The sequence below is a fragment of the Candidatus Hydrogenedentota bacterium genome (genome assembly GCA_019695095.1).
Lineage (GTDB): Bacteria > Hydrogenedentota > Hydrogenedentia > Hydrogenedentales > SLHB01 > JAIBAQ01.
Window position 1 is genome coordinate 19,225 of the sequence record JAIBAQ010000031.1, and the last position, 22,798, is coordinate 42,022.

Genomic DNA, 22,798 nt, shown 5'->3' on the forward strand with positions numbered 1-22,798 from the left:
ATGGGTGCACTCTGCGGCATTCTGGGCCGGTCCGATTCCATCGCGCTGAACGCGATGATTGATGTATTGGCGCCGCACGCGCGGGAGATGCGATGCCTCGAAGGCTCCAACTACTCTGTCGCGTCGGCGTACTGCTCTGAAGATCCCTTGTGCCTTGTCGATGGCGAAACTACTGACATAAACGACGCGCCTCTCAAACCCCACGAAGTGCATGCCCGCTGCGCGAAGGCCAAGTCGCCGGGAACGCTGGCGTTTCGGGGAGGTTTCGCCGCCGTTGTTTCCCTGAGTGACGGCGATCGGTGGTGGCTGTTGCGGGACCGGCTCGGCAGAAAGCCTCTGTATTACTACGTCGGCGACAACGTGTTGGTCTTCGCCACGGAGCTTAAGGCTCTGCTGGCCTCCGGGTATGTTCCTAGACGGTTGAATCTGGTCGCTGTCGACCGCTATTTGACGCTCCGGTGCGTGCCCGGAACGGAATCGATGGTTCAAGGCATTTGCCGCGTAAGGCCAGGTCATGTCGTTGAGTATGCGTCCAATCGTTGTTCTTCTACCGAGTTCGCCACGTTCAACATGCGAACGGAATCGCTATCGCGCGACGAGGCTGCCCGCGCGCTTCGAGAACGGTTAGAGAAGGCTCTTGGACATACACAGTCTGAATTGCTGCTCTGGTCATCAGGAATTGATGCGGCCGCTCTGCACGCGCTTAAACCTCAATTGCGGCCCTGTTTCGCGGTCCTCGAACGAAGCTGGCAAGACGAAACGCGACTCGCTAAAGAATCCGCCAAGAGTCTCCACATCCGTATGCAAACGATGCAGGCGCGCCGCTTTACGGAAGAGACCTTCTTCCGATGCGTGGCATGCCTAGACGAGCCCATAGCCGACCCGCTCGTGTTCCCGCTTTGGTTGATGACGGAAGCTGCTTCGGACATCGGCGCTCACTTTCTTTCTGGGCATGGGGCGGATGAAGTGTTAGGCGGGTATGCCCGCTATCACTTTCTCCAGAAGGCGCAGGAGGTGGAGCCCCTCATACCTGCCGGGCTTCTCAGCAATATTACCCCCTCACTGCCGCCAAACGCGTTTGTGAGACGAACGACTCGCTTCCTTACTTCCATGCGCGACCCTCAGCGCGCCTATCTCTCCTTGCTGAGCGTTTTCGATGAGGGAGAGCGCGAAGACTTGTACACGGAAGCCGTGAAGGCAGCCCTGTACGAGTTCGGACCGCGAAAATCCACGATCCAAGATCACTTTAACCAAGAGGATCTGACGGCAAATGTGCTCTCTCTCGATCTGCATGTTGGCCTCCCCAATATCCTGCTTGCCAAATGCGACCGCATCGCCGCGGCTCACGGAGTTACGCTCAGCCATCCCTATTTGAACGATTCGATGCTCGACTTTGCGTTGAGCATACCGTCCGACATCAAGTTTGGTGTCCGCAGCAAACCGTTATTGCGGCTTGCCATGAAAGGTATTCTGCCTCCATCGATTCGTTTGAGGGCGCGAAGAGATTTTAAGGTCCCGCAAAGTGGCAACGTTTTGCGAGTTATCGAAACTGTCACCAAAGAGACGATCACCCCGGATCGCGTCGATGCAACGGGACTGTTCAAGTGGCACGCGGTGGAAACCATACTTCGTTCGGCATCCCACAATGTGTATCGGCGCCGCCAGTTTTGGGCGCTGCTCATGTTCTTTGCGTGGTATCGCTGCACGATGGAGACCTGAGCGATGCGAATTGCCGTTGCGGGCGGAGGCTATCTCGCGTCACAAATTCTGGAAGCGGTATTGCATTCCAATCATGAACTTGTCGCACTGATCCAGGATGCGCGGCGTTATCGCGGAGTAAAACGTTACCTCGGTCCTATGGTCGGAGCATTCTTTCCCAAGCGGGAAGTATCCGGTGTAGCCCTCCGAAAGCGAATTCCAATTGTCTTCATCGATAAGATGACGGAAGACGAACTGGCGCCGCTCCGAGAACTCAAGCTCGACCTCATACTAGTTTGCGGGTTCGCAATTATTCTCAAGAAACCCCTGCTAGATTTGCCTGCCATTGGGTGTGTGAATTGCCATTCCTCCTTACTGCCAAGACATAGAGGCCCCAACCCGTTCACCGCGGCAATTCTGGCAAATGAGAAAGAGACTGGAATCACGTTCCATGTAGTGTCCGAGGGGATCGATACCGGCGACATTCTGAAACAATACGCGTTCCCAATCTCGGGAACCGATACGGCGGGTTCCATTCATCGCCGGGCTTCGGACCTCGCGAGTGAAAAAATGGCCGAGGTCCTCTCATATATTGAACAAAACGGACTCAAGGGGTGCCCGCAACACTCCGAAAACGCGACCTACGACAAGCGCTTGACCCCGTCGGAATTGTGTATTGACTGGACGTGTCCGGCTGACATGATAGAGAGAAAAGTGCGGGCGTGTTTCCCCTTCACGATCGCCCGGACAAAGTACAAAGGCCGGACGGTATACCTCTCGCGCGTTCGCATGAGCAGCAAGCATATCGAAGCTCAACCCGGAGAGGTTATCGAGAACATTCCACAACTCAGGGTAGGAACGGGTAAGGGCGTTGTAATCATCGAGATTGCGCACACCTTGCGGCCAATTCCTTGGTTCTGGCCACGATTGTTGCGTAGGCCCCAGATCGGCGAGCGACTGGGATAGGCTCGTGCCCACACCCGTTTCCATAATCATCCCCGCTCATAACCAGGTCGACTACTGTAAACAGTGCATTGGTTCCATACTCTCAAACACCGACTACCCTCATCGACTGATACTCGTAGACAACGGTTCCACGGACGGTGTGGGTGAGTTGTTTGACTCCGTTCCGGGCGCCATTGCCGTTCACAGTCCAACCAACCTCGGATTTCCGGGAGGGATAAATCTCGGGCTGCCGCACGTTGAAGGTCATGTGCTTATCCTCAACAGTGACACGATCGTTCCCGCGCGCTGGTTGACCAACCTTGTTCACACCCTCGAATCCTCCGCTCGAATTGGCTTAGTGGGACCGATGAGCAACTGCGTTTCCGGTCCTCAATTAATCGAAGGTCTGTCATTTGAGACCATGACCGAAATCAATGAATATGCCAGTCAGCTCTGGCAGGAACGTCGAGGGTTTATTGTGGATACCGAGCGTATTGTCGGTTTCTGCATGCTGATCAAGGACGAGACGTTCAACGAAGTCGGCGGGCTTGATGAATCCTTCGGTATAGGCAACTTCGAGGACGATGACTATTGCATGCGGGTGAGAAAGGCCGGTTTCCGCATTTGCATCGCCGAGGGTTGTTTTGTCTTTCACTACGGCAGCCGAACCTTCAGCGCAATGGGCTACACCTCCGACATCTATTCGGATCTGATGAATCGGAATGCCAAACGCTTCAAGGATAAATGGCGACTGGACGATTCTGGTGGCGCGCGACTGACTCAATTGTCTTATTCCCTTAACCGGGATGCGCGAGAGGCCTTCGAACGCGGCAATTTTGACGAAGCAGTTCGACTTCTGAAGGACGCTATCGGCGCAAATCCGTCGATCGATAGAAATTTTAACGATCTGGGTGCGGTGCTCTGGGCCATGGGAGAGCGCGAAAAGGCATTTGAGTATTTTGCCAAGGCCGTATCCATGAATCATGAATCAAGTGAGGCGCGCGAGAATTTGCGCGATGCCGGCATCGCGTTAGGGTTACAGAATGAAGCCGATGCAGTACTTTCGAAGAGTCTGCGCATTGGCTTGACGGAGGAAAACGAGCCAAGCCCATGAGTATAGAAATCCGCGAGTATCGGCAAGACGATGAAGCCGAGTGGATGCGTGTGCATGCCATCATTCTGAGCATCTCGCATGCGTGGAACTACTCCATTCAGGAGCGGCCAGCCTACGAAGGGTATGAATCCACGCGCTTGGTCGCCCTGTGCGATGGAAAGATAGTCGGCCTAACGGACGCTCAGTATGAGCGAACCCCGGGAGAATTGTGTTTCCAAAAGGATAGCTGCGGGGGATATGTGCTGGAATTTGGAAGGCTGCCAGAATTCAGCGGACTCAATATTGGCAAACTGCTCGTGGACGCCACTGTCGAGGACGCAAAGCAGAAGGGATTCCATCGCCTTGAGTATTGGACTCAAGACCGGAAGGCGCAGCGATACTATGCCCGGTTGGGAATGAAAGAGATTGGCAGGCACTACCGATTCAGAATGCGGCCCCCGGAGGATGTGAAGAAGTTGCTGGGCGAGACATACATTGGTATCGAATACATCTATTGCGCCTGTCTACCCGAAGAGTGGCCGCTCATCAAGGAAAAGCACGACATTATTACGAAGCACCCACTTGAGCCACACTTGTGCATCGGTTACGAAGTCCGCTTTTAGCCCGGATTTCTTACGAGCACATCTTCACAACCAGTGCGTTTGCGGGACTTGCCGTGAAAAGCCACGTAGTTCTCCGGATGCAGAGTGTGTTCGCGAGAAATCCTCATGGCATAGTCTCAACGTCTAGCACGTGAGCAATTTGCGTCGGCGCTCAATCGCGCCGATGCAAATTGCGGACTACGTCAGGCATTTCCCAAGCTATAGCAGCTTCTCATCCCTGGGCGTCCCGAAGCGCCTTTGTCTTGGCGGGGGTCAATTCTCCCTTCTCCTGAAGGTAAGCGACCACTCCCGGCACGATCCCGTTTTCTTCCAGCGCGGCCATTACTTTCGATTCGGAGATTCCCGCGTTGTCTCGAAGAATCTTGTGTATGAGTTCCCGGTCGCGTTCCACGAGCAAGCCAATCAACTTCGTGCGAAGCTCTCCCGCATGCTCGACGGACCTGGACAGCTTGCGAATTCTTCCTAGCAGACGCTGCTTGGTGTTCTCGTCGAGATCCTTAGGCTTAAGCTCGTCCATGAGTCTGGAACGCGCCTCGGCAGCGCCGCGATAGATGCCACGCACCGTATCGAAGGCCGCATTCAGGTCATTGCACCGAATGAGCAGATCGACAACAAGCGAAATACCGTTGAGATAGGTCTGCGAATTGTCAAAAGCCGGATCAGTGGATATCGCCTGCTGTAGATACTGTAGCGACAACCGCATGGCCTCGTTCTCGTCGGATGGCGCCATCGGCCACATTGACTTCAAAGAGACCATGAGCTTGTAGAATTCCGAATCACCACCCGTTTTCCCTGCAGCATCATCGCCGGATGCTGCGCTCCCTTCTTTAAGGAGACGTTTGAGCCTAAACACCTCGGCGAATTCGGCCTCCAACAACTTCTCCACGTTGGACCTGTGTTGGCGAATTTGGGCACTCTGTTCAGACACGTTGCCCTTATAATCGACTTCATCAATCTGCCGCCCCAACACCACGCTCGTCCTCACCCAGTGTTCACGGGCTGTATGAAGCGCGTTTTCGAAATCGGCCAAGGCTTCAAGAGAGCTTTTGTCAGCCCGGTTCAGTCCTCCGTCTTCTTGCTGAGGCGCCTGCTCTCTATAGAGCCACGCGATTCGGAGGAATAGCCTGGCTAGCTTGAGGTTATCCTGTTCGCTCTGAGGTGTCAGCAGTTGGATAAAAGCCCCAAGGAAATGAATGAGCAACGCAGTCTCGAACGTTATGTTGTCATAGCGAATGTGGTCGCCCAGAAACTCTATAACCTCTTTTTCACGATCGAGCGCGCGTTTATATGCTCGCAGCACCAGAGGCGTGTGCTCGTTATCGCCAGGCCTTGAGAAATCATTGGTGAGATCCGCGTAATAGCAGCGGGGACAGAAAAAGAGATAGTAGTACGGAGGATGAACCGGTGTTGCCTTCTCGGCAATCCACTTGTACTCAAGTACGTGGCCATCCGACTCTCGCTCACCTTCCAGGTACATCCTCAAACGGAAATGGGGGTGTTCATGGTCCTCGGTACAGGCCGGACAAGTAAGCTTCTTATAAATGAACGGAGATGTTCCGGAATCACTCATTGTCACGCTCCCCGGAATGGTTGCGCATTGGAACTTTCAGCATCTCGCTGACTCAAATGCCGTTCCAACTGCGTAAACGACACATTAGTTGACGGCCCGTATACGGCGGACTGAAAACGGCCCGCGTTTTGGCACATCCCTGCGGCAAGAGGCAGCGCGAACGCGCTGGAGTGCTCCTTACAGCCCAACCGGACCTAATCGCAATTGAATGGTAGCGAAACCGTACCGCCTCAGACAAGCTTCTCCATGCGTCCATCCCGTCACGCATATCGTGCCACATGCCTGTCATTACAGCGTCTAGAACCCCTGAAGCGTGTATCCGGCTTCAGTGCTAGAACTGCGACAGAATGCCACACATTATGGTAAACTGCCCTATGTCAATTAAGATAGGATTCGTTACAATGTTCATGCAATTCTTGGGACTTTGGTAGTATGCACACCTGGGAACCGTCTTCAAGAAAGAGACTGACCCTGATCCTCGCATCTTCAATCCTTGTCGCGCTGTGCCTTGCGATTGTCGCCCGTTTGTGCGAAGAGGATCAGCTTCTCCCCAAACTGGCCACGGATCTTATGACCTTAGCGGCCATATTGGTGGTGATATCCCCATCCTTCTATATCACCTATTATGTTCAGGAAGCATTCTTTCTCCGCATACTGACGATTTCGGCGGCTGTCTGCCTTGCAGTTTCCGCGTTCTTGGAGTTCACAGGAACCTTACCGCAATTAAGTTGGAGTCCCCTTTTCGCCGACGCCAGCGACCTGCATCGTGGCCTGCTATGGTTCTTAACGATGCTTGGTTCGGTGCTTCTGATAGCATCGCTCTACTTCACGCTTGTGGAGGCCGCTTCGGCGCGTTCCGAGACGCAAAGGAAACACAATGATCTTCTGAATGAAGTCCAAGAACGCGAGCGGGCGCAAGCAGCCCTTCGTGAACAGGATGACTTGTACCGGCTCGCTATCTCTCAAGCCGGAGCGATTCCCTATCGCGTCAACTGGCAGACAATGACCGGAAAGCTCTTTCACAACGGCGCGGGGACCCTTGCGAATATCGTGGGAGACGGGTACGACTTCAGTCAGTATCTGAAAATGCGCAAGGAAGTAAGGTATCTCGGCCCCCTGGGCGACATGTCGCCTCAAGAAGTGGAAAAGCAAATCGAAAAGGGCCTCCTGCGCACTTGTCAGTGCGAATACATGATGCTTGCGCACGATGGGAGCGAGGTTTGGTTCTTCGATAGTTGGACGGGGATTCCGGACGATCAAGGTCGCGTTGCGGAAGCTATTGGCCTGATCCAGGATGTGACTCATAAGAAGCGCGAAGAACAGGCTCAGATCAGAAAGGAGCGGTATTACCGCGCGCTCATCGAAAATGCGCTGGACATTATCACGGTCCTGAGAAGAGATGCATCTGTCCGCTTTGTGAGCCCTTCGATCGAGAGCGTTCTCGGATACAGTCCCAATGAACTCGTTGGCATGGATATTGTCGATCTGGTCGCTCCCCAGGATCGACTAAGGTTCATGGAGGCCATCGGAAACTTAGACACAACTCCTTCCGGGTTCGACATGGGACTCTTCCAATTCCGGCATAAGGATGGGAGTGTGAGGATACTGCAATCCGTAGGCCGGGATTTCTCGGATTATCCAGGTATTAGCGGCCTAATGTTGAATATACGCGATCTGACGGATCGTGTGAACTTGGAGACTCAATTGCAGCAATCCCAAAAGCTGGAAGCGGTTGGCAGACTTGCCGGGGGAATTGCGCACGATTTCAACAATCTCCTGACCGCCATCATGGGCAATGTCGAATTAGCCCTCATGCGCCTTGACGATACGGACGAAAAAACTCGCGAGCATCTCGACCAGGCGAATCTCGTCTCACAAAGTGCCGCAGACCTTATCAGGCAGCTTCTCACCTTTGCTCGTAAACAGCACCTGGAAATGAAAGCGGTCCATCTTAATCATATTGCTCTTAATCTAGACCGCATGCTTCGCAGACTCATCGATGTTAACATCAGCTTGTCGACTATCCCCGCGGCACTGAATGACCTCGTGCGAGTCGACACCGGGCAGATCGAGCAAGTGCTTGTGAATCTTGTCGTGAATGCACGTGATGCTATGCCCCATGGCGGCAGCATCACCGTGAGCACCCAGGACGTACCCCAAAAAGGACCGAGAAATTGGTGCTCACCCAACGATCTTCACAAAGACTTTGTATCCATTTCCGTGACGGATACCGGCACGGGAATGTCTCCCGAAGTTATTGAACACATCTTTGAGCCCTTCTTCACAACGAAGTCTCAGGGGAAGGGAACCGGCTTGGGACTTGCTACTTCCTACGGGATTGTTAAGCAAGCCGGCGGGTATTTTGAAGTCAGCAGCGAAATCGAACGTGGCACCACATTCAGAGTCTTCCTCCCTGTCTTTTCGGGGCAGGAAGAATTGTTCCCGGATACGGAATCTCGGAATCCGATATTGAACGGCAACGAAACCATTCTTCTCGTTGAGGATACAGAGCAGACGCTATTTATCATTCAGACAATTCTGCGTTCCTACGGATACACCGTGATTGGAAGAACGAATGGAGAAGACGCCATCAAAGTGGCGAACGAATACGGCAGAGCGCTTTCACTGCTTATTATTGATGTGGTTATGCCCAGCATGAATGGAATGGAAGTTGCCAAGCGCGTTCGTGCGCTAACGCCTGAAACCAGAGTGCTCTTCATTTCCGGCTATACGGACAAGGCGCCAATTCCAGTTTCCAATGACAACAAGACGGCTTTCCTTCCGAAGCCGTTTACCCCGTCCACACTGGTTCGACACGTCCGTGCGCTCTTGGACTCGAACAAGACTCTTATCAAAGTGTAGTCCACGGTCCGCTTCACGACAGACGTTCGTTCAGCGCCTCGAATCGCGCATACGGAACCCGTACTTTTCCCATATCAGGCTTCCTTCCTGTCGCTCCGTGGCAGTCCGATCCCCCTCCGACGAGAAGTCCTTTGGCTTCCGCCAAACGCGAATACTCATCCGTCTGTCCTGGCGAGTGTTTGCTGTGATACGCCTCAAGCCCATCGAAAGGAAGTTCCAGCAGCCGGGCAACACGCCGCCGGACTGGCCCTATGCCTGGATGCGCGAGGAATGCAAGCCCGCCGCTGTCGTGAATCAACTCGATGGCTTTTTCGAGCGGCATGCGTGGATTGGCTTCATACGCCTTCCTGCCCTCGCCAATGTACTTCTCGAAAGCGCCCTGAACAGTCTTACAGAGACCCATGGCGTTCAGTTCGCGCGCAATATGGATACGGCCGATGGAGGCCTCCCCCGCGGCTCGCTCCGCAACTCGGTCAAATGTGATTGGGATACCAAGTCCCCTGAGTTTGTCGACGATCCGCATCGCTCGCGCGGTGCGACCCTCCCGCAGGCGGTCCAGACTGGCTACGAGGGCGTCATTATGCACATCTATGCCGAGCCCGAGTGTATGAACTTCAAAACCCTGAAAATGAGCGGTAATTTCGACTCCGCTTAGAAATGCAATGCCTGCCAACCGAGCGGCCTCGCGGGCCTCGAGAACGCCTCCTACCGTGTCATGGTCAGTCAATGCGAGCGCGGAAATTCCCAATTCCGCGGCCCGCTCCACCACTCGTGCGGGGGCATCCGTCCCATCGGAAAAGTTGCTGTGCAGATGCAAATCTACGTAGCGCTCGCCCGCGGCTCTATCTCCCTTAGACGGTCGAGGACTCCATTGATGAATCGCGCCGTCTCCTCTTCTCCGTACACCTTGGTGACTTCAATGGCTTCATTGATGGCTACGTTGGTTGGCACATCCGGTTCGTGCCACATTTCGTACAAGGCCACGCGCAATACATTGCGCTCGACACGCCCCACCCGGTCTGGAGTCCAGCGATTGAGCGCGGCGTCGATCGCCTCGTCCAATGCGATACGGTGCTCCATCACCCCGCGGATTAAACGCTCGGCGTACGCTTTAGCGCCTGGCTTCACGGGATTCCCGACCCAGAAGGTCTCGATCGTCGACTCCCAACCGTATTGCGTGAAATCTAGGCCGAACAAAAACTGCACGGCCCGCTCGCGCGCACGCCGCCGCAACTGTGGATTTATTGCGCTCACAACTGCTCCAACAGGTTGACCATTTCAATTGCCGACACTGCTGCATCAAATCCTTTGTTACCGGCCTTCGTACCGGCGCGCTCGACGGCTTGTTCAATATTGTCTGTCGTCAGTATACCGAACAAAACCGGAACGCCGGTCTCCAGGCTTGCCTGAGCCACACCCTTGGCTGCTTCAGACGCCACGTACTCGAAGTGAGGCGTCCCGCCGCGTATGACCGCGCCCAAGGCCAACACGGCGTCGTACTTCTTCGTCGCCGCCATCTTCTTTGCAACGAGCGGAATCTCCCAGGAACCTGGCGTCCACGCCACCGTGATCTCGTTGTCGGCTACGCCGTGCCGCTTCAGGCCGTCCAGAGCTCCGGCAAGGAGCTTCGATGAGATGAACTCATTGAAGCGCGCCACGACGATGCCATACTTCTTCCCCTTGGATACGAGTTTGCCTTCTATCACATTTGGCATAAACCTTCTCCCTATCCATCCGGTCTTCCGCTTCAGCTAAGACAACAGATGCCCCAGTTTCTCTTTCTTTGTCTTCAAGTAACGCTCATTACGTTCGTTGTGCGGAATGATCAAAGGCACACGCCCCGTCACGATCAGTCCGTGCGCTTCGATGCCCACACGTTTGCTCGGATTGTTCGTAATGAGCCGCATCTTCTTTACTCCAAGATCCGCCAGTATTTGTGCACCGATTCCATACTCGCGGGGATCGGCTTCAAATCCCAGATGCACATTCGCCTCTACCGTATCGAACCCCTTGTCCTGAAGTTCATAAGCCCGAATCTTGTTCACAAGACCGATGCCGCGTCCTTCCTGACGCAAGTACAACAAGATGCCCCGGCCTTCCTCCGCAATCATCTTCAACGCTTCGTCCAATTGCTTGCCGCAATCGCAACGTAGAGAACCAAAGACATCTCCGGTGAGGCATTCCGAGTGAACTCGAACCAGAATGTCATCGTCCGGTCCAATCTCGCCCTTTATCAGAGCCACGTGCTTCTTGCTGTCAATTTCGGTTTCATACGCGGCCAAAATGAAGTCGCCGTGCTCTGTCGGCAGTGTCGTTTGGGCCACGCGATTAACCAGCTTCTCGTGCCTTCTTCGGTATTCAATAATACTCTCAATCGAACAGATCTTGATCCCGTGCTCTTGGGCGAAGTTCTCCAACTGCGGCAGGCGAGCCATGGATCCGTCCGGATTCAGGATTTCACAAAGCACCGCGGACGAATTCAACCCGGCAATACGCGCCAAGTCCGCGGAACCCTCTGTCTGTCCTGCGCGAACCAGTACTCCGCCTTCGCGAGCCTGCAACGTGTGTACGTGCCCGGGCATTACCACGTCTTGGGCCGTCGACTTGGGATCGATTGCGACGCGGATCGTATGGGCGCGATCGAACGCGCTTACCCCCGTCGTGACCCCTTCGGCAGCCTCGATGGGAGCGTGAAATGCCGTGCCAAACTTGCTGAGATTGTTGTGCGTGATTACGGGAATTCGCAGAAAGTCCATGCGCTCCTTGGTCAACACAAGACACACCAATCCGCGGCCGTGCATGGTCATGAAATTGATGATCTCCGGCGTGACTTTCTCCGCGGCAATCACGAGGTCTCCCTCGTTTTCACGGTTTTCATCATCGACGAGGATAATCATCCTGCCGGCTCTTAGTTCCTCAACAATCTCTTCAATCGGGGAAAACATGCTTCGCTCCTGCTCTGCGGCGCAGCGTTTGCGCCCGCCAGAACCTATTTCTCCAAGTAGCCCTGCCGCTGCAACGTCTCCAGCGATAGTCCGCTCCTCGGCACGTTTCGTAGATAGTGATAGATGTGCTTGGCAAACAGGTCAGCTTCCATGTTGACCAGGTCGCCCGGCCTCTTCTTGCCTAACGTAGTACTGTTTAGCGTTGTGGGAATCAGCGCGACACCGAACGTGTCTCCACTCGGATCAACGATTGTCAGACTGATTCCGTCGATCGAAATCGACCCTTTGGGCACAAGATACTTCGCGACTTCTGACGGGGCCTGGAACTTCCAAAAAGAAAAATCTCCCTGGTTCGTGATGGACTTGACGCGGCCCACACCGTCAACGTGACCTTGTACAAAGTGTCCACCCATGCGGTCGCCGAGGGCCATCGCGCGTTCCAGATTCACGGCGTCGCCGGCCTGCAATGCGCGCAAGGACGACTTTTCCAGCGTTTCAGGAGACATCTGCACGACAAACCCGCTTTCGTCAAACGCAACCACGGTCAGGCACACACCATTCACCGCGATACTGTCGCCTTCCTTCATGGAATCGAGCACAGTCTGCGCGAGAATCGTGACGTCGGCGCCCGACCGTCGGGAAACGACACCTACCTCCTCAATGAGTCCCGTAAACATCTCTGCTATTCGTGCCTCACGTATGCTTCAACCAACAGATCCGGGCCCACCGGCTTGGCCGTCATGCGTTCTAACAGGATGGCCCCGTCCATGTCGGCTATTCCCTCACCTTCGACGGCAGTGATCGCATCGCGACCGCCTACAATCTTCGGCGCGATGAAGAACATGACTTTATCCACTATCCCCGCCTCAAACGCCGAAGCGTGAGTCGTTCCGCCGCCCTCGATTAACACGGTCATGATCTCGCGCGCCGCCAATTCGTGCATCAGGAGACGAAGATCGAGTCCGCCATTTCCACTGGGTATTCTCAGAACCTCATCGGCTCCCTTGAAATCTCTCGATTCGGGGACAGCCACCCAGGTCGGGGCCTCGCTATCTTGGCGGAAGACTGTCCGATCTCCATCCAAATACTCGTCGGCGTCGACGATTACGCGAACCGGATCTTTGGCTTTGTCCTGGTCCAATCTCGTCGTCAGACTCGGATCGTCTAGCATCACCGTCCTGCTACCCACGAGTATGGCGTCCACCTCATTCCGCAGTTGGTGAACAAGTCGTCTCGATTCCTCGCTGGTGACCCAACGCGAGTTTCCCGTGCGTGTAGCAATCTTGCCGTCGAGCGTCATGCCGCATTTCGCAATCACGAACGGCATCTTCTGCGTAATGTACTTCGTAAACGCTTCATTGAGCGCGCGCGCTTCTGGCTCAAGCAGCCCCACGTCCACCTGGATTCCAGCGTCGCGTAGGCGGAAGACCCCTTGACCGCTCACGCGGGGATTGGGGTCGGGCATCGCCACCACGACTCGCGCGGGTCGGTGTTCAATCAGGAATTGGGTGCAGGGCGGCGTCCGGCCTTCGTGACAGCACGGCTCAAGCGTCACATACAGCGTTGCCCCCGCGACGTCTCCCCCGGCATCACGTACCGCGTTAACTTCGGCATGCGGCAGGCCGGCCTTTTCGTGAAAACCCTCCCCCACGATCCGTCCGTCGCGCACTACGACACAGCCTACCATCGGATTGGGGCTTGTCCGGCCCCTTCCGCGCGCGGCCAATGCCAGGGCGCGCTGCATGAACTGCGCGTCCCCCGCATTGAAATTTGAGCTGTGCAACTTCTCGGACATAAAAAAACCCGACGGCCTCTACTGCGCCTTCGGGACATACCACACGCTTCGACGGATGGCCGTTTGCGACTCCGCCCTGCCGCTCCGCACTCTCAATGAGTGCAATGCGGCCTATGCGTGTTCACCTTCTCCCATCCGGACTGTACCGTCGGCACCGGAATTTCACCGGTTCCTGCGTGTTTCCACGCTCGCGGGCTATAACCGCCGGTCGGGAATTACACCCTGCCCCGAAGGTGACTCTGTAAACTACGTACTCCCGCGAACGCTTTCTGAGCGTCGCAGGGAAATCACTGAATCAGGTCTACTTTATCATTCACGGCTTTGGGTGTCAATTCATGACCTGTGCGTGCAGGGGCATCTCTTTGGGCGACTATCCCGGATTTCTCGCGAACACACTTGAACCTCTCTCGTAACCAGTGTGTTTGCGAGACTTGCGACGAAGAACAAAGCGGTTCTCCGAAAACAGAGTGTATCCGCGAGAAATCCTCATGGCATACCCTCAATGTCTTGCACGTGAGCGATTTGCGTGGGCGCTCAATCGCGCCGGTGCAAATTGCGGACTATGATTTGCCCATCAGAGGAACAAACGATAAACTTGACACCTTCTGGCACCTTCATATGGTCTTAAGTGCCAAGGCTCTGACAAGTAAACACATAGGGTGAACAACCATGGCATATTTTGTTACCGGTGGAACCGGTTTTATAGGCTCAAACCTCGTTGAGCGACTGCTCAGGAGAAAGGGTGTCATCTACCTGCTCGTCCGCAAGGAATCCGAGGAGAAGGTGGAGGCCCTTCGTGCGCGATTTGGAGTTAACTCCAAACGCATTGTCTCCGTTTACGGTGACCTTTCCGAACCCAAGTTGGGACTCAGGAAAGAGCAGTTCACAAAGCTTAAGGGGCAAATCGACCACTTCTTCCACTTGGCAGCATTCTATAACTTGATGTCGGAAGACGAGAACCTCGAGAACCAGGTCAATGTCCAGGGTACCCGGCGCGCAGTGGAAGTGGCTGGGGCCCTTCAAGCCAAGTGCTTTCACCAGATGAGTTCCATCGCCGTCGCCGGCGAATTTCGTGGGTACTGGCGAGAGGACATGTTCAAAGAGGCTGAGGGGCTTCGCCATCCCTACTTTCGCGCCAAACACGACGCGGAAGGAATTGTCCGGAGAGAATGTAGCGTTCCCTGGCGAATCTACCGCCCGGGGATCGTCGTTGGCCACTCCAAGACGGGCGAAATTAATAAGGTAGACGGACCCTACTACTTCTTCCGCTTCATTCAGAAGGTACGGAAGGTGTTTCCCGCGTGGGTACCACTAATCGGACTGGAAGGGGGCAGAATCAATATTGTTCCTGTCGATTATGTCGTCGATGCCATTGATCACCTGGCGCACAAGCGCGGTCTCAACAAACGCAGCTTTCACATCACAGATCCCGAGCCATTTCGCGCCGGCGAGATTCTGAACCTCTTCGCCAAGGCGGCCCACGCCCCGCAATTCGCCATGCGGATTGACTCGCGTATGTTCGACATTATTCCGAAAGGCATACTCGACGGCGTCTTGGAGCTTCCGCCCATCCGGCGCATTGCCGATACCTTCTTGAAGGACATCGGCATCCCGCGCGAGGCGTTGCGGTATTTGAACTACCCCACCCGCTTTGATTGTCGAGACACCATCAAAGAACTCGAAGGCACAGGCATTGTCTGTCCCCGTCTCAGCGACTACGCGCCCATGTTGTGGGACTACTGGCAGCGTCACCTGGATCCGGACTTGCACCGCGACAGGACCTTGGCAGGGGCGGTGAAGGACAAAGTCATTCTCATTACTGGCGCGTCGTCGGGCATTGGGCGAGCAGCCGCTGTCAAGATTGCGGCCGCCGGCGGAACGCCGATCATTGCGTCGCGTTCCCTTGAGAAATTGCGCGACGCGCAGCAAGAAATCGAGTCTCTGGGCGGCAAAGCCCACATTTATCAGGCCGACATCTCCGACATGGAAAGTTGCGACCAGCTCATCGACCAGATTCTAAGGGACCACGGCCGCGTGGATATCCTTGTAAACAACGCGGGCCGTTCCATTCGGCGCTCGATCAGGCAATCCTACGATCGCTTTCACGATTTCGAACGTACGATGCAGCTCAATTACTTCGGAGCTGTCCGCTTGATCCTGAAGGTGCTACCGGGAATGACAGAACGAAAATGCGGTCACATCATCAACATATCGACCATTGGCGTACTCGCAAACTCTCCACGGTTCTCGGCCTACACGTCCAGCAAATCCGCGCTCGACACCTTCTCGCGATGCGTTCAAGCGGAGTTGCTCGATAAGGACATCAAGTTCACGACTATCAATATGCCACTTGTACGAACCCCCATGATCAGTCCGACCTCGTTTTACGAGCACGTTCCTGCGCTTTCCTCCGAGGAGGCAGCCGATATGGTGTGCGAAGCCATCGTAGAGCAGCCGAAGCGTATCGCTACGCGCCTGGGTATTTTTGCCCAAGTGATGACAACTCTGTTCCCGAATCTTGCCGACGTGATTCTGAACACGGCGTATAAGATGTTTCCCGATACTGACCCCGCAAAGCAGGACGAAACGGCAGGGCAGGCCGAACCTTCTTCTGAGGCGGTTGTGTTTGCTGCTATTATGCGTGGAATCTACTGGTAATCCAGCCCTAGAAAGAATAGACATCGCATCGAGGTAGTAGTCGCATGATGATTGTGCCTGAAGACATAGAAGCATACGCGGCGTCTCATACGTCCGAATTGGACCCCGTGTTGGGCGCGCTTGAAACGGAAACTCGGGAATCGATGAAGTACCCGCATATGCTTGTCGGAAAAGTGGAAGGCCGGTTCCTCCAACTACTCGTCCGCTTGACCGGAGCACGGCGCATTCTCGAAATTGGCACCTTCACTGGATACAGCGCCTTGTGTATGGCGGAAGCGCTTCCGGATGACGGGAGTATTGTCACGTGTGACATCGATGAGGCCGCGACAAGCCTGGCGCGGCAATACTGGGCCAAGAGCCCACACGGGCGAAAGATTGACCTAAGGCTTGCCCCCGCGCTGGATACCCTCGCCTCACTCGACGGTCCCTTTGACATGGTCTTCATCGATGCGGATAAGGAGAACTACACAAATTACTGGGAAGCTGCCCTGCCAAAAGTCAGGCAAGGCGGCTTGTTGGTCGTGGATAATGTCCTTTGGGGTGGGCGCGTACTCAATCCCGTCAGACCGGTGGACATCGCCGTGGACGCATTCAACAAACTAGCAGCCGAAGATCCGCGTGTGGATTCCGTGCTGCTCACAGTCCGCGATGGTGTGACCCTGGCGCGCAAACGATAAAGCGGATCAGGGTTGTGCGTGCTGTTTTAGAAAGTCCCAGACTACCTGGCTTGCTTCGAAATCGAACGAGGTCTTGCCCACAAGCGATTCGGGGAAGTTGACGTCTCCACCTGGCCACGTGTGACCGCCGCCATCCACCGAGATTAGTACGACCTCCGCACCTCCTGGGCCTGCCGAATACGTGTCTTTTGCTGCGGTTGTGCCGTCATCCCCGGCAGTGTCTGGCAGTGCCTCTGTAACCGGAGGCACTTGCGCCGCGTTGTTCTGAATCCAGAAGCCAACCGTGTCTGACATACTCTGGTATTGGCTGCTTAGAAAAGGCCCCTGCTGCACTGTCCCTCCTTCCCAGGGGAAGAATGGATCGTCAATGCCCTGGATCATCAAGATGGGCAATGGACTTGAGGGACTAACCGCCTCTTCCCAGCCGACAGGGAGTGTGGTCATGACAGCGGCCACCGCCGCCAAGCGATCCGTAAGTTCACACGCCAGTCGATGGGTCATTAAGGCGCCATTGGATGCACCCGCCACGTAGACTCTCTTGGGGTCGATTGCATAGTCGGCAGCCAGCTTATCTATGAGAGCCGAAATGAACGCAACGTCGTCGGCTGGCTTGCCAAGGGCGCTCACGGTCGACTGAGGAGTCGGATCGGCATTCCAGTGTCTGCGTTTCCCGTCTGGATACACGACAATGAACCCTTCACTGTTGGCAATGGCGTCAAACCCCGTCAGGCTCTGCATATAGATACCCGTGACCGCAAACGGATGCAGGGCAATAAGAAGTGGAACCGGTGAATCCGGGCTGTATGAGGGCGGAACGTGAATGAGGTAGGTACGCTTGATCCCATCAACAAGAATGCTCCCGCGAATTCCTGTTCCACTCTGCGGACAGCCCATCGTGGGAATTCCCAAAACTAGACAAGCCAAGAAGAACAGACTCTTGCGCTGTTTCATGGCGCTGCTCCTCATCTGGTTTCACTCAGCTAACGCCGCTTTGCGCTCCCGAATTCCCTTTCTCAGTCCACCTCGGAGGCGCGTTTCCTAAAATCAGCGGCACCTACTCCCACCGATCCCCAAAAGAGAAGGTTGGTCAACAAGATTCCCAACGCGACGCCGGCGGCAAGGACTGGCGTAGGTACATGACCAGTCTCATGGATTAACGTCGCCGCCGCGAAGTAGGGCACTCCAGTTGCATTGGGGGTAACCGGCACTGCTGAGACAATTGCATGGATGCCTTTCGATGCCGCGCTTACATGCATCGGAATGGGGTATCCAAATGCGACATAAAGAAGCCGGCCGGCCCATACATCTAAGATTCCTGCGATGAGCGTCAATACTCCGGTGTAGACCGCTGTACTTCCAAATGAGCGTACCTCGCGCGCGACTTTTGGCGCAAGCGACACCAAGTTCTGCAAACGGCCTTTTGATGTAATTCGTGAAGCCAGCCTTTCCCAGTAGCTTGCATTCGCCAGCACCATTAAGGCGCCGGCAAAACCCAGACACAAAAGCACACCTGTCACAATCAGCGCGCTGCGGTTGGGAAGACTGACAAAGGCGAGGCCAAACAACCCAATTCCTACGGTGCTTGCCATCTCCAAGACGCGATCGACGAGTATCCACGCGGCTATTCGAGCAGTTCGATGCTTGCGGATCAGAAGCGGGCTGAACTCCCCCATTCGGGCAGGCGACCATTCCCCCGCTGCTTTTGACAAGAAGAAAATGCCTACGGAATTGTTGCCAGGGCCGAGCGCTATCCGCCATTTGAGTGCACGTATCCAAAGGGCTGCCAGCGTGACCAGAACCATCACGCAGATGGTGACGCCGTCTACATCCTTCATGGCAGCGCGAATGCGCTCCCATCCGATCGTCCAGACTGCGCCCAGATATAGCGAAATCCCCGCAATCCACAAGAGCTTTCGATAATGGGAACGCTTAACCTCTCCGGGTGTCTGATCAGTCTCTTGCTCGTTGCTGTTCATTGGCAATATCGTATCAAGTAGCTAATGCTGAATGCCTAGTGTTCATGTTGCCCCGGGTGGGTTGCGTTTGTATGCTCGGCATAGTGCTCCTTGAGCATATCCATTCCGAAGTCCCCCTTGAAGTCCCGCCATACCGTGTGAACGTGATTGGCATTGTTCTGCGTGTTGTCGTATTCAATCAAGAATGTAGGCCCTTGGATTCGGTAGTAGTGCTTCTCCCCTTTCTCCAATCCCCCCATCCACGCGAACTTTATACCATCGAGTCCAGAGGCGCGGACCTTGACGAGGCGTTCCTCGGCTTGCTCGCGCCGCATCACCGATGCATACAGCTGCAACAGGCTAATCAAGATACCACGTTGTTCTTCGTTCAAGTCAGTGTACGCAATTCCCGTGTCTTCTTGAATGGCGGCCTCGCGTTCGGCGCCGGTCAGGATATCCGCGGGCGCGGTATCACTCACCACTCCAGCCTTGCGTTGTTCGGGGCTTAAGGATTTGACGAGATTTCGCGCAAGGTCCTCTTCTTGCCCCAAAGCGCGTGTGCCTTTGCGTGATCCGGCGAGCACCTCCCCGGGATTCGACCCCAGGAACTGTGGCAGCGTCGCAACGATGTGACCATCGACGATGGTCCAATGAAGCGACAAATGGTGTCCTTCGTATCGCAGCCCCCAGTTCTTGTCGGACCCTGGTTCTCCAAAGTAGGTCACGTAGTATTGCAGCGGATCGCGGGTCGTGTCATTAGGCGAAATCTCTCGCAGCACGTTCTCCATATCGCGAATCGTCTCAACGGTGGCATAACCTTCTTGACTCAATCCTGTGCTGAGAACGGCGAGAGCCTTTTCTTTCTGATCCGGATTCAGTTGCTTCAACATGATTCCCTTTCGCGCTTTGGGAAAATAGTGCCAATTGAGGCGCTCGTCGTTGTCAAAGGGCAATACCGCCGTCTCGCGTTGGGTCTTGTCCAGAGAGTCCAGAAAGCTCTTCGATTTCTCGACCAACTCATCGAACGCTGTGTCCGCATGCGCCACCATCGCTCCAAGGAGCGCTATCAACATAAAAGAAAGCCGATTCATGAGCGTTCTCCAGCCTTGCATTCCGGGTTTCGCCAACACCTTCCCACGGGACGGCGTATCCTACCGGAATCGTCCATGCGCCGCACCTTTGATGAAGGTGAATGTGCTTGCCTGTCACTGCTACGATATGCGCCCGTTTCGAAAGAAGACCGCTGAATGTGAACGAGAGTATGGAGAGCCTTAATGAGATTCCGTCCCTTCACGGGAGTATTGATAGCCGCATGTTTCTTGATGGGTACGTCAACGGAGGGTGTTGACATGGCATCCACACAAATATCGGGTTCGGCCGCCGAGGCCGCCGCGCAAGTCGCCTTGACTCGCGAACAGTGCGAGACTCTGAAGAAGCATCATTGGCGCAAACGTATCCCCGAGGGCATCGGCGTGTGGGTATCTGTTGACGAGCAGATGCTGCGTGTCATTGATGGCGATGCGATCGTGTGGCAAGTATCATGCGCAACGGCAACCCGCGGAACAGGCTCAAAGAAGGATAGTCTCAAAACTCCCCTCGGCTGGCACAGCATAAAGCGCAAGATCGGGGCCGGAGCGCCGTGGGGTCAGGTATTCCGTTCTGCGAAGGCCGTTAACGAGATTTGGAAGCCTGGCGATTCCACAAAAGAGGATCTTGTTCTCACTCGGCTTTTGTGGTTAACGGGTGAGGAACCCGGCAAGAACAAGGGCGGCGACGTCGACTCGTTTGATCGCTGCATCTACATACACGGAACGAACGACGAGGAACGTATCGGTACACCGTCATCGCATGGATGCATACGTCTCCGCAACGATGACGTGATTGTCTTCTTTGACATGATTCCTGAAGGGACTATGGTGCTTATTACGGAGAACTGAGACTCATTCGCCTTCTTTTTCGCCGCAATCGAAATAGCGATTCGTGCGCGGGCCAAACCAACCGACGGCCCAACGCTCATTGATTCCGCCATAGATGTTCGGACCGTCCGGCGCCCATTCCCATTTCTCGCTTGTGACATGACCGTCACACCACACCACGTTTACGCGGCCGTCGTGACGAAAATGCAAGCTCGGTGAGGCAAAGCCCCAGTCCTGATTGCCTCTGGGATAATCGTCAGTGACAAATAGAGGCGGCTCCAGGAATCCGTACTCAACAATGTACCCCTCCTGCGGCATGGCGGCATCGGCAAACATGATAGTCTGCGCGGGATTGGCAACGCGCGAGTCCAGCGTTGAATGCTTCGGGGCGGTCAAGTAGTCATCCTGGTAATACGTACCTCCAATGTAGGCCGCGTTGTAACCGTATCCCCCGGTACCAGCTTCAAATGCGTTCGGTACGTCGCCACGTTTTCTGAACTCGGTGAACACCGGGCATTCTTTGACGCGCGCGTCGGGCAAGTATTCCGCCAATAATCCCTTTCCTGGGTCGAAATCGCTATCGGGACTGGGTGTCTCTCGCATCCCATGCCAGCGCACTCGCCCGCCGAACCCTTCATTGATGTCTGGAGCGGCGGGTACGTAGCGCCCCTGGTTCTCTGACGCGTACATGGTGTTTGCCAGGTAGAGCTGGCGTAGGTTGTTGGCGCACGTTACCGATAACGCTTTCTGACGCGCCCTGCTCAACGCAGGCAGCAGAATGGCAGCCAGGATTCCGATGATCGCAATCACGACAAGCAACTCAACGAGCGTAAACCCGCGTCGGTGCGCAGGCTTTCGTGTGCAGTATGCTGGCAAACTCAAGCACAAGGCCAGGAAAAGAACGAAGACCAATGGCGTTGTGCGCAGCGGAACGGATACATAGTCGGATGGCCCGTATTCGCCGCTCGAAAGCTCTTCGGTCTGTTGCGCATCGGCGTATGCGTTTAAGGTGAATCGCGAGTCACGATTACTGACTTCAATTACAACTCCGGCGCGACCACCATATGCGAGTGTTTGGTGACCGTTCGCACCCAAGTCTGCATCGGGGGATAGGATTGTGCCGTCTTGAACCCATATCGTGATTGGCGTTCCTTCGGCTACGATGTTCCCAAATACATCCCGGATGACGTCAGACACCAACTCCATTGTCACCGGGCTGTCGCCATCCGGTTCGCCGACGGTCCACGTTATGGGACCAACTGGCGGTCCAGGCAGGAACTCGTATTGCAGCTCTCCGTACGCCGCCCCTTGGACAGATGCCGCGCTGATGAAGCTGGTTCCAGATTGGGTTGGCGCCAAAACCGTGAATGCAATTGAGGCACCGCTCGTAGCAATCTGTACTCCTGCCCTGCCGCTATCCGCGTCCGCACTCTGTATCGTTCCGCGCGAAGACGAGACGGTGATAAGCGTACCGTCGGCTACCGGCAGGCTGGACTCGTTTTGGATGATTCCACTCGTCACTGTCACCGTGTTGGACCCATTCGCAACTACCGAGTTCAGAGGAAGCGCGGACAACGTGATTTCGCCTTGTGGACCGGGACTATTGGTGTCCCCAGCTCCGGCAGTTCCGGCTAATAGAAACAGGCCGGGATAGCGGGAGGAAAACGTAATCCGGTTTGTGCCGGCACTGACGACAACATTGGCGATACCGGTCTGCGTATAGTTGCCACCCTGCAAACGGTACGGCTGCAGGGATGCCTCGTCCATGCCGGTGATGTCTGATGATTCGTACACAATCGTGATCTGAGCCGGTTGAATCCCTGCAGCTACGAAATCCGATTCACTTGCATCTATCTGGCGAACTGCACCGCTCTTCAGCAAGCCGCCAATCGGGAGCGTGCCACCCGGTTCGCCTGGTGCATGAATGTCAACGGCACAGTTGAAGTTGCGCGGTAAGGCAGTTCTTGGTGCGTCTGCAAAGAGGCGCAGTTTTGTGCCGAGTGCATCTTCGGCTTCTCCCAGCAGCGTGCCCGACGGGCTTCCGCCTTCCAGGGAAGGTAT

General features: G+C 55.2%; 19 protein-coding genes and 1 riboswitch. Of the genes, 8 read left to right on the plus strand and 11 right to left on the minus strand.

Annotated features, from left to right (window positions below; genetic code table 11):
* The 4 genes from K1Y02_07595 to K1Y02_07610 are packed head-to-tail and all read left to right on the plus strand — an operon-like array spanning position 1 to position 4,359.
* Positions 1–1,719, plus strand: a complete 1,719-nt coding sequence (locus K1Y02_07595) for a hypothetical protein (GenBank protein ID MBX7256211.1) — start codon at positions 1–3, stop codon at positions 1,717–1,719.
* 3 nt (positions 1,720–1,722) lie between these two features.
* Positions 1,723–2,664 carry a methionyl-tRNA formyltransferase gene (locus tag K1Y02_07600; protein MBX7256212.1) on the plus strand — a complete coding sequence of 314 codons (942 nt, stop codon included), beginning with the start codon at positions 1,723–1,725 and terminating at the stop codon, positions 2,662–2,664.
* A 4-nt stretch (positions 2,665–2,668) separates the two neighbouring features.
* Complete coding sequence (locus K1Y02_07605; protein MBX7256213.1) at positions 2,669–3,757, plus strand: glycosyltransferase; 1,089 nt, start codon at positions 2,669–2,671, stop codon at positions 3,755–3,757.
* Positions 3,754–4,359 carry a GNAT family N-acetyltransferase gene (locus tag K1Y02_07610; GenBank protein MBX7256214.1) on the plus strand — a complete coding sequence of 202 codons (606 nt, stop codon included), beginning with the start codon at positions 3,754–3,756 and terminating at the stop codon, positions 4,357–4,359. The genes K1Y02_07605 and K1Y02_07610 overlap by 4 nt, the downstream gene beginning before the upstream one ends.
* A gap of 211 nt (positions 4,360–4,570) precedes the next feature.
* Here K1Y02_07610 and K1Y02_07615 read toward each other — a convergent pair whose 3' ends face one another.
* The gene (locus K1Y02_07615; protein ID MBX7256215.1) at positions 4,571–5,929 is read right to left on the minus strand and encodes a DUF2225 domain-containing protein; all 1,359 of its coding nucleotides are present in this window, start codon (positions 5,927–5,929) and stop codon (positions 4,571–4,573) included.
* A gap of 432 nt (positions 5,930–6,361) precedes the next feature.
* Between K1Y02_07615 and K1Y02_07620 the strand changes: the two genes are divergently transcribed.
* Positions 6,362–8,791 carry a PAS domain S-box protein gene (locus K1Y02_07620; protein MBX7256216.1) on the plus strand — a complete coding sequence of 810 codons (2,430 nt, stop codon included), beginning with the start codon at positions 6,362–6,364 and terminating at the stop codon, positions 8,789–8,791.
* A gap of 13 nt (positions 8,792–8,804) precedes the next feature.
* On the opposite strand, the gene K1Y02_07625 is transcribed toward K1Y02_07620, so the two are convergent.
* From K1Y02_07625 to ribD, 6 genes are read right to left on the minus strand one after another with little or no spacing between them, the layout of a single operon-like run.
* Positions 8,805–9,608, minus strand: a complete 804-nt coding sequence (locus K1Y02_07625; protein ID MBX7256217.1) for a PHP domain-containing protein — start codon at positions 9,606–9,608, stop codon at positions 8,805–8,807.
* 2 nt (positions 9,609–9,610) lie between these two features.
* On the minus strand, positions 9,611–10,045 hold the full coding sequence (gene nusB, locus K1Y02_07630) for a transcription antitermination factor NusB (protein MBX7256218.1): 435 nt from the start codon (positions 10,043–10,045) through the stop codon (positions 9,611–9,613).
* Positions 10,042–10,506, minus strand: coding sequence for a 6,7-dimethyl-8-ribityllumazine synthase (ribE, locus tag K1Y02_07635; GenBank protein ID MBX7256219.1), 465 nt, complete (start codon positions 10,504–10,506; stop codon positions 10,042–10,044). The genes nusB and ribE overlap by 4 nt, the downstream gene beginning before the upstream one ends.
* A gap of 36 nt (positions 10,507–10,542) precedes the next feature.
* Positions 10,543–11,736 carry a bifunctional 3,4-dihydroxy-2-butanone-4-phosphate synthase/GTP cyclohydrolase II gene (locus tag K1Y02_07640; GenBank protein ID MBX7256220.1) on the minus strand — a complete coding sequence of 398 codons (1,194 nt, stop codon included), beginning with the start codon at positions 11,734–11,736 and terminating at the stop codon, positions 10,543–10,545.
* Positions 11,737–11,780: 44 nt separating this feature from the next.
* Positions 11,781–12,413: a riboflavin synthase gene (locus tag K1Y02_07645; protein MBX7256221.1), complete on the minus strand. Its 633-nt coding sequence runs from the start codon at positions 12,411–12,413 to the stop codon at positions 11,781–11,783.
* A 5-nt stretch (positions 12,414–12,418) separates the two neighbouring features.
* On the minus strand, positions 12,419–13,480 hold the full coding sequence (ribD, locus tag K1Y02_07650) for a bifunctional diaminohydroxyphosphoribosylaminopyrimidine deaminase/5-amino-6-(5-phosphoribosylamino)uracil reductase RibD (protein ID MBX7256222.1): 1,062 nt from the start codon (positions 13,478–13,480) through the stop codon (positions 12,419–12,421).
* Between the two features lie 170 nt (positions 13,481–13,650).
* A riboswitch (FMN riboswitch) is annotated at positions 13,651–13,770 on the minus strand.
* Positions 13,771–14,200: 430 nt separating this feature from the next.
* On the opposite strand from ribD, the gene K1Y02_07655 reads away from it, so the two are divergent.
* The gene (locus K1Y02_07655; protein ID MBX7256223.1) at positions 14,201–16,189 is read left to right on the plus strand and encodes an SDR family oxidoreductase; all 1,989 of its coding nucleotides are present in this window, start codon (positions 14,201–14,203) and stop codon (positions 16,187–16,189) included.
* A gap of 44 nt (positions 16,190–16,233) precedes the next feature.
* A complete protein-coding gene (locus tag K1Y02_07660; GenBank protein ID MBX7256224.1) occupies positions 16,234–16,866 on the plus strand; it encodes a class I SAM-dependent methyltransferase in 633 nt (210 codons plus the stop codon).
* A 6-nt stretch (positions 16,867–16,872) separates the two neighbouring features.
* Here K1Y02_07660 and K1Y02_07665 read toward each other — a convergent pair whose 3' ends face one another.
* From K1Y02_07665 to K1Y02_07675, 3 genes are all read right to left on the minus strand, one after another.
* Positions 16,873–17,817, minus strand: a complete 945-nt coding sequence (locus K1Y02_07665; protein ID MBX7256225.1) for an alpha/beta hydrolase fold domain-containing protein — start codon at positions 17,815–17,817, stop codon at positions 16,873–16,875.
* Positions 17,818–17,879: 62 nt separating this feature from the next.
* Positions 17,880–18,842, minus strand: a complete 963-nt coding sequence (locus K1Y02_07670) for a flippase-like domain-containing protein (protein ID MBX7256226.1) — start codon at positions 18,840–18,842, stop codon at positions 17,880–17,882.
* A 35-nt stretch (positions 18,843–18,877) separates the two neighbouring features.
* The gene (locus K1Y02_07675; GenBank protein ID MBX7256227.1) at positions 18,878–19,912 is read right to left on the minus strand and encodes a DUF3500 domain-containing protein; all 1,035 of its coding nucleotides are present in this window, start codon (positions 19,910–19,912) and stop codon (positions 18,878–18,880) included.
* A gap of 258 nt (positions 19,913–20,170) precedes the next feature.
* On the opposite strand from K1Y02_07675, the gene K1Y02_07680 reads away from it, so the two are divergent.
* The gene (locus tag K1Y02_07680) at positions 20,171–20,758 is read left to right on the plus strand and encodes a L,D-transpeptidase (GenBank protein MBX7256228.1); all 588 of its coding nucleotides are present in this window, start codon (positions 20,171–20,173) and stop codon (positions 20,756–20,758) included.
* 3 nt (positions 20,759–20,761) lie between these two features.
* On the opposite strand, the gene K1Y02_07685 is transcribed toward K1Y02_07680, so the two are convergent.
* Positions 20,762–22,798, minus strand: a 2,037-nt coding sequence (locus K1Y02_07685) for a DUF1559 domain-containing protein (GenBank protein MBX7256229.1), incomplete at its 5' end; no start/stop codon positions are given.

Coding starts and splice junctions, on each gene's coding strand:
- K1Y02_07610 (MBX7256214.1), top strand. CDS start 3,754: ATGAGTATAGAAATCCGCGAGTATCGGCAAGACGATGAAGCCGAGTGG.
- K1Y02_07665 (MBX7256225.1), bottom strand. CDS start 17,817: ATGAAACAGCGCAAGAGTCTGTTCTTCTTGGCTTGTCTAGTTTTGGGA.
- ribE (MBX7256219.1), bottom strand. CDS start 10,506: ATGCCAAATGTGATAGAAGGCAAACTCGTATCCAAGGGGAAGAAGTAT.
- K1Y02_07660 (MBX7256224.1), top strand. CDS start 16,234: ATGATGATTGTGCCTGAAGACATAGAAGCATACGCGGCGTCTCATACG.
- K1Y02_07615 (MBX7256215.1), bottom strand. CDS start 5,929: ATGAGTGATTCCGGAACATCTCCGTTCATTTATAAGAAGCTTACTTGT.
- K1Y02_07675 (MBX7256227.1), bottom strand. CDS start 19,912: ATGAATCGGCTTTCTTTTATGTTGATAGCGCTCCTTGGAGCGATGGTG.
- K1Y02_07670 (MBX7256226.1), bottom strand. CDS start 18,842: ATGAACAGCAACGAGCAAGAGACTGATCAGACACCCGGAGAGGTTAAG.
- K1Y02_07600 (MBX7256212.1), top strand. CDS start 1,723: ATGCGAATTGCCGTTGCGGGCGGAGGCTATCTCGCGTCACAAATTCTG.
- K1Y02_07645 (MBX7256221.1), bottom strand. CDS start 12,413: ATGTTTACGGGACTCATTGAGGAGGTAGGTGTCGTTTCCCGACGGTCG.
- K1Y02_07680 (MBX7256228.1), top strand. CDS start 20,171: ATGGCATCCACACAAATATCGGGTTCGGCCGCCGAGGCCGCCGCGCAA.
- K1Y02_07620 (MBX7256216.1), top strand. CDS start 6,362: ATGCACACCTGGGAACCGTCTTCAAGAAAGAGACTGACCCTGATCCTC.
- K1Y02_07595 (MBX7256211.1), top strand. CDS start 1: ATGGGTGCACTCTGCGGCATTCTGGGCCGGTCCGATTCCATCGCGCTG.
- K1Y02_07640 (MBX7256220.1), bottom strand. CDS start 11,736: ATGTTTTCCCCGATTGAAGAGATTGTTGAGGAACTAAGAGCCGGCAGG.
- ribD (MBX7256222.1), bottom strand. CDS start 13,480: ATGCAGCGCGCCCTGGCATTGGCCGCGCGCGGAAGGGGCCGGACAAGC.
- K1Y02_07655 (MBX7256223.1), top strand. CDS start 14,201: ATGGCATATTTTGTTACCGGTGGAACCGGTTTTATAGGCTCAAACCTC.